General features: G+C 72.5%; 8 protein-coding genes. 2 read left to right on the top strand and 6 right to left on the bottom strand.

The annotated features are described in order from the left end of the window. A partial coding sequence (locus AC51EU_RS25220) for a restriction endonuclease (protein WP_496269368.1) occupies positions 1-527 on the top strand: 527 nt, incomplete at its 5' end. An 87-nt stretch (positions 528-614) separates the two neighbouring features. On the opposite strand, the gene AC51EU_RS25215 is transcribed toward AC51EU_RS25220, so the two are convergent. From AC51EU_RS25215 to AC51EU_RS25190, 6 genes are all read right to left on the bottom strand, one after another. Then, positions 615-965: a VOC family protein gene (locus AC51EU_RS25215; protein WP_496269367.1), complete on the bottom strand. Its 351-nt coding sequence runs from the start codon at positions 963-965 to the stop codon at positions 615-617. 144 nt (positions 966-1109) lie between these two features. Next, positions 1110-1727: a nucleoside triphosphate pyrophosphatase gene (locus tag AC51EU_RS25210; RefSeq protein ID WP_496269366.1), complete on the bottom strand. Its 618-nt coding sequence runs from the start codon at positions 1725-1727 to the stop codon at positions 1110-1112. Positions 1728-1841: 114 nt separating this feature from the next. Further along, positions 1842-3326, bottom strand: a complete 1485-nt coding sequence (locus AC51EU_RS25205) for a peptidoglycan D,D-transpeptidase FtsI family protein (RefSeq protein ID WP_496269365.1) — start codon at positions 3324-3326, stop codon at positions 1842-1844. A gap of 153 nt (positions 3327-3479) precedes the next feature. Then, entirely contained in the window at positions 3480-3608 is a 129-nt protein-coding gene (mmpB, locus tag AC51EU_RS25200) for a morphogenic membrane protein MmpB (RefSeq protein WP_496269364.1), read from the bottom strand. Between the two features lie 73 nt (positions 3609-3681). Next, positions 3682-3891 carry an acyl-CoA carboxylase epsilon subunit gene (locus AC51EU_RS25195; protein ID WP_496269363.1) on the bottom strand — a complete coding sequence of 70 codons (210 nt, stop codon included), beginning with the start codon at positions 3889-3891 and terminating at the stop codon, positions 3682-3684. A 41-nt stretch (positions 3892-3932) separates the two neighbouring features. Then, positions 3933-5522 carry an acyl-CoA carboxylase subunit beta gene (locus AC51EU_RS25190; protein WP_496269362.1) on the bottom strand — a complete coding sequence of 530 codons (1590 nt, stop codon included), beginning with the start codon at positions 5520-5522 and terminating at the stop codon, positions 3933-3935. Between the two features lie 201 nt (positions 5523-5723). Here AC51EU_RS25190 and AC51EU_RS25185 point away from each other — a divergent pair. Continuing rightward, on the top strand, positions 5724-6667 hold a 944-nt coding region (locus AC51EU_RS25185; protein ID WP_496269361.1), incomplete at its 3' end, for a biotin--[acetyl-CoA-carboxylase] ligase.

Below are 6667 nucleotides of genomic sequence, written 5' to 3'. Positions count from 1 at the left end.
TGTGGTGGCTGCGGCGTACGGGGCGGCTGCCGCGCGGCGGGGGACGGCGGTACGGGCGGACGCCGCGGCCGGGGCGGCGGACGATGGCCGAGGTGGACGCGATGACCGGCACCCAGTTCGAGGAGCTGGTGGCGGAGCTGTGCCGCAGGGACGGCTGCCGCGAGGTGAGGCGGGTGGGCGGCGCCGGGGACAACGGCGCGGACGTCGTCGGGCGGCTCCCCGACGGCCGCAGCATGATCATCCAGTGCAAGCGGTACAAGCCGAGCAGCAGCGTCGCCAGCCGTGAGCTGCGCGATCTGCTGGGCGCCAAGGTGCACTTCGGGGCCGATGTCGCGGTCTTCGTGACCACGACCCGCTTCACCGCGCCCTCGCAGGCGTTCGCCGCGCAGAACGGGATCGTCGCCGTCCACCGCGACCAGCTCGGCCTGTGGAACAGCGGCGCCCGCCTCACCTCGCTGGCCGCCGTCGGCGCCTCGGGCCACGGCGACGCCCGGCACCGGACGCGGTGGCGCCGCACCTACGGGTGAACGCGCCCGGCGACCGGGTGGCCGGTGGTCCGTTCCGGTGCGGCGGGGCGGGGCCGAGGAAGCGGAGGGGCCGCGCGGGCCCCGGGGTCAGAGGCTGTGGGCGATGGGGTGGTGCGGCTCGTACAGGGGGATCTCCGCGCCGCTCGGCAGCCGGAGGACGGTGCCGCGGCCCCAGCTCGCCTCGGTGATCGGGCCGGTGAACTCGGCTCCGTAGGAACGGAGTTCGTCGATCTGGGTGGTGAGGTCGTCGCACATCAGGAACAGCTCGTGGCGGGGCAGGCCGCCGGTGTGGTGCACCGCGATCTCGGCGGGCGGCAGCTTGCAGATCACCCAGCCGGCGCCCGCGTCGACGCCGGGGAAGCGGAGGACGTCGCGGAGGAAGGCGCGGTCGGCCTCGGCGTCCTGGCTGTGGATGATGACGTGCGCCCCACTGAGCATGCCGGTCCTCGCTGTGCGGGTGTGACGAGAGCTGAACGATGCGGTGTCCGGAATCCTCGCACCGGTGGCGGGCGCGCCACCGGCCGACACGCCAGCACAACGGGCCGGGGCCCGCCGCCCGGGCCCCCGGGCGGCGGCCCGGCGTCAGTGCCACAGATCGGTGATCGTCACGTCCAGGTCGGCGAGGAGGCGGCGCAGCAGGGGCAGCGACAGGCCGATGACATTGCCCGGGTCGCCGTCGATGCCCTCGATGAAGGGCGCGGAACGGCCGTCGAGGGTGAAGGCCCCGGCGACGTGCAGCGGCTCCCCGCTCGCGACGTACGCGGCGATCTCGGCGTCCGAGGGCTCCGCGAAGCGGACGGTGGTGGAGGCGGTGTCGGAGACGCTGCGGCCGGTCGCGGTGTCGATGAGGCAGTGGCCGGTGCGCAGGACGCCGGAGCGGCCGCGCATCGACTTCCAGCGGGCGAGGGCGTCCTCCGCGTCGGCGGGCTTGCCCAGCGCCCGGCCGTCGAGGTCGAGGACCGAGTCGCAGCCGATGACGAGCGCCCCGGCGGCCTCCGGCCGGCCGGCGACGGCCGCGGCCTTCGCCTCGGCGAGCACCAGGGCCAGCTCACCGGGCGTCGGGGCGGTGATCGCGTCCTCGTCGACGCCGCTGACCTGCACCTCCGGCGCGAGCCCCGCCTGCCGCAGCAGCCCGAGACGGGCCGGGGAGCGCGAGGCGAGGACGAGACGGCGGGGGTGGGAGCGCGGTGCGTCGGTCATGCCCGCCATCGTACGGAGCGCGGCGGGGCCGGTGCGCCGGGGCCGCCGCCCGCGCACCGGCCCCGGACGTCCCGGGGCGTCGCGCCCCCCAGACAGGCCCCGCCCCGGACGCCCCTACTTCTTCAGCACCGCCTCCATCACGGACTTCGCGATCGGGCCGCCCAGCTTGCCACCGGCGATCTCCGAGCGGGGGATGTTCATGTCCTTGGGGTCGACGAAGACGGCCACCGCGACGGGGGAGGTGCCGTCGCTCTGCTTGGCGTAGGAGACGAACCAGGCGTAGGGCCGCTCGTCGCCGACATTGGCGCCGTGCTGGGCGGTGCCGGTCTTGCCGCCGACGGTGACGCCGGGGATCTGCGCCTTCTTCGCGGTGCCGTCGGAGGCCGTGAACTCCATCATCTCCTGCACCTTCTTCGCGGTGTCCTCGGAGACGGCCTGCGGGTCGTCCGGGTGGAGCGGCTCCGGCTCGGTCTTCTCCAGGGTGGAGAGGTCGGGGCCGCGCAGCTCGTCGACCAGGTACGGCTGCATGACCTTGCCGTTGTTGGCGATGCCCGCGGTGACCATCGCCATCTGGAGCGGGGTGCTGGTCAGGCTGCCCTGGCCCATGCCGGTCAGCGCGGTCTGCGGCTGGTCGAGCTTGTCCGGGTAGCTGCTCGGCACCGCGCGGACGGGTATGAACTGCTCCTTGTTGAAGCCGAACTTCTCCGCCGTCTCCCGCATCTTCTTGTTGCCGACCTTGTGCGCGGCGTCCAGGAAGACGTTGTTGCAGGACCACTGCATGCCGGTCTTCATCGAGACCTTGTCGCACATCGCGTTGGGCACGTCGTTGCCGACCTGGGTGCGGGTCTGCGGCAGGGTGTACGGGGCGGGGGCGCCGGAGGAGGCGTTGATGTCGGTGACCACGCCGTGCTCCAGGGCCGCCGCCGCGGTGAGGATCTTGAACGTCGAGCCGGGCGGGTAGATCTCGCGCAGCGCGCGGTTGCTCATCGGCTTGTCCTCGCGCCGGTCCAGCTCCAGGAACCGCTTGCCCTCCTTGAGGGACATGCCGGAGAACTCGGACGGGTCGTACGAGGGCGTGCTGGCCAGGGCGAGGATGCGGCCGGTGCGCGGGTCGATGGCGACCACGGCGCCGCTGGCGTGCAGATCGGTCAGCCCCTTGTAGGCGGCCTTCTGCGCCTTCTCGCTGATGGTGGTGATGACATCGCCGCCGCGCGGCTTCTTGCCGGTGAGGACGTCCTGGGCGTGGCGGAGGAAGAGGCGCTGGTCCTTGCCGTTGAGGACCTTCTCGTGGACGCCCTCCAGCAGGCTGGGGCCCTGGGCCTGCGAGGCGTAGCCGGTGATCGGCGCGTACATCGGCCCGTTCTTGAAGGTGACCTTGTACTTGAAGTCGCCCTCGGTCTCGACGGAGCCGGTGACCGGCTTGCCGTCGACGATGATGTTGCCGCGCGGGTACGAGAACGCCTCGATCTTGACCCGGCGGTTGTTGTCGTCGTTGGCGAGGCTGTCGCCCTGCACGAACTGCACCCATGTCACGCGGACGAGCAGCGCGAGCACGAGCGCTCCGCAGAAAACGGCGATGTGTCGCAGCGGCCGGTTCATCACTCCTGCTTCCGGTACGGGCCCATGCGGCCGGGCAGCCGTGAGGCGTTTCAGAAGTGTTAGATGAGCCAGAGGGTGGTGTGGTTGCGGGGGAGAACTGTGATGGTTCCCTCCCGGCACCCGGGAACATCCCCGGGGAGGCCCGCCCGCTCCTCAGCGGACCGCGAGCATCAGCATCACCACCACCGCGGCCGCCGCCATCACGACGCCCAGCCGTCGGAGCTTGTTCTGCGCGTCGCGCAGCTCCTCGGGAGGCTCGTCGGGCGGATCGGACCACAGCATGACCTCGATCCTGCGCCCGGGAACACCGTGGCGCCTGAGTACGCGTACTCAGGCGCCACGGGACGAACGACGCTCAGCGGGGCCAGTAGCTGGTGCGCCAGGCGCGCGGCCCCGGGTGCGGCAGCCTGCGGGCCGGGATCACGGACGCCGGGTCGGACCACTCGCTGCCCGGCGGCGGGGTGCCGGGCTCCGCCGCCGCGGCGGCCGCCGCGCGGGCCTGCACCACCGCCAGCGCCGCGGCCAGCTCCTCGGGGGTCGGATTGCCCCGTACCACCTTGATCATCGGAACGCGCCTCCTCGGGGACAGGGCTCTCGCCGGACGGGTCAGAGCGGGATGTTGCCGTGCTTCTTGGGCGGCAGCGCCTCCCGCTTGTTGCGCAGCGTCCGCAGCCCCCGCACGATGTGCCGGCGGGTCTCGGACGGCATGACCACCGCGTCGACATAGCCGCGCTCGGCCGCCACGTACGGGTTGAGCAGCGCGTTCTCGTACTCCTGGATCAGCTCCTGGCGGCGGGTCTCCTGCTCCGCGGGGTCCTCGATCGCGGCGAGGGTGCGGCGGTGCAGGATGTTGACCGCGCCCTGTGCGCCCATGACGGCGATCTGCGCGGTCGGCCAGGCCAGGTTGAGGTCGGCGCCCAGGTGCTTGGAGCCCATGACGTCGTAGGCGCCGCCGAACGCCTTGCGGGTGATCACCGTGATCAGCGGGACGGTGGCCTCCGCGTACGCGTAGATCAGCTTGGCGCCGCGGCGGATGATGCCGTCGTACTCCTGGTCCGTGCCGGGCAGGAAGCCGGGGACGTCGACGAACGTCAGCACCGGGATGTTGTACGCGTCGCAGGTCCGCACGAAACGGGCGGCCTTCTCGCTCGCCCGGATGTCCAGACAGCCCGCGAACTGGAGCGGCTGGTTGGCGACGACACCCACCGGGTGGCCCTCGACCCGGCCGAAACCGGTCAGGATGTTCGGCGCGTAGAGCGCCTGGGTCTCCAGGAACTCGTTGTCGTCGAGGACGTGCTCGATGACGGTGTGCATGTCGTACGGCTGGTTCGCCGAGTCCGGGATCAGCGTGTCCAGCTCGCGGTCGGTGTCCGAGACCGAAAGGTCCGCCTCCTCGGGGAAGGCCGGTGGCTCGGAGAGGTTGTTGGACGGCAGGTACGACAGCAGGCTCTTGACGTACTCGATGGCGTCCTTCTCGTCGCCCGCCATGTGGTGCGCCACGCCCGAGGTGGTGTTGTGCGTCCGGGCGCCGCCCAGCTCCTCGAAGCCGACGTCCTCACCGGTCACCGTCTTGATGACGTCGGGACCGGTGATGAACATGTGCGAGGTCTGGTCGACCATCACCGTGAAGTCGGTGATCGCCGGGGAGTAGACCGCGCCGCCCGCGCAGGGGCCGACGATCAGCGAGATCTGCGGGACCACACCGGACGCGTGCACGTTCCGCCGGAAGATCTCGGCGAACAGGCCGAGCGCCGCCACGCCCTCCTGGATGCGCGCGCCGCCGCCGTCGTTGATGCCGATGACCGGGCAGCCGTTCTTCAGCGCGAAGTCCATCACCTTGACGATCTTCTCGCCGTAGACCTCGCCCAGCGAACCGCCGAAGATCGTGAAGTCCTGCGAGTACACGCAGACCGGTCGGCCGTCGACCGTGCCGTACCCGGTGACCACACCGTCGCCGTACGGCCGGTTCTTCTCGATGCCGAAGTTCGTCGACCGGTGCCGCGCGAACTCGTCCAGTTCGACGAACGACCCCTCGTCCAGCAGCAGGCCGATGCGCTCACGCGCCGTCAGCTTGCCCTTGGCGTGCTGCTTCTCCACCGCGCGGGCGGAGCCGGCGTGCGTGGCCTCCTCGATCCGCCGCCGCAGATCCGCCAGCTTGCCCGCGGTGGTGTGGATGTGTGCTTCCGGTTCGGACATCGGGATGCGGCTCCTGCTCGTCCTGGATCGGTACTCGTACGGGGTGGGTACGGGATGGTGGGCTACCGCTTCGTAGCGTATCCGCGGGACTGCTGGGCGGCACTGCGTCGTTGGCCACACCCCCGGCCTGTTGCGAAAGTCCCCTCCGGCCCCCTCCGGGCGGACGGCCGGGACACCTCCGGCCGGTCCTAGGGTGATCCCATGACACCTCAACCACCGGGAAACCCGGACAAAGACGGCCGCACCGCCGGGCCCGGGCACGGCGGTGCGGCCGGCGGCCGCTGGAGCGACCTGGAGCGCCCGCCGCTGGACGCCCGCGCGCTGCGCCGCGCCCTGGTCCGCCCCGGCTCCCTGTGGACCTCCCTCGACGTCGTCCCCCGCACCGGCTCCACCAACACCGACCTGGTGGCCCGCGCCGCGAAGGGCCTGCCCGAGGGCGCCGTCCTCGTCGCCGAGGAACAGACCGCCGCCCGGGGCCGCCTCGACCGCCGCTGGTCGGCGCCGCCCCGCTCCGGCCTCTTCCTCTCCGTCCACCTCGTCCCCGGGGTCCCCATGGAGCGCTGGGGCTGGCTGCCACTGCTCGCCGGTGTCGCCACCGCCTCCGCGCTCGCCCGCACCGCCGGGGTCGACACCGCCCTGAAGTGGCCCAACGACCTGCTGGTCACGGTCCCCGGTGACACCGACGGCGAGGAACCCCGCGAACGCAAGGCCGGCGGCATCCTCGCCGAACGCGTCGGTGACGGCGTGGTCATCGGCATCGGGATCAATGTGTCGCTGCGCGCCGGCGAACTGCCGGTGCCCACCGCGGGCTCGCTCGCCCTGGCCGGCGCCCGCGTCACCGACCGGGACCCGCTGCTGCGGGCCGTGCTGCGCTCCCTGGAGGAGTGGTACATCCGCTGGCGCGACGCCGGGGGCGACCCGTCGGCCGGGCGTCTCCAGGAGACGTACGCGGCCGGGTGCTCCACCCTGGGCCGCACCGTACGGGCCGAGCTGCCCGGCGGCGGCGCGCTGGTGGGCGAGGCGGTGGCGCTCGACGGCGACGGACGGCTCGTGCTGGAGACCGCCGACGGCACACGGCAGCCGGTCGGCGCGGGCGACATCGTCCATCTGCGCCCGGCGGACGCTCCCCGCGGGGGCGCGGCCGG

It is taken from the genome of Candidatus Streptomyces philanthi (assembly GCF_059553635.1).
The sequence above is the reverse complement of the archived record's forward strand: the minus strand, read 5'-3'. Positions and strand labels throughout refer to the sequence as shown.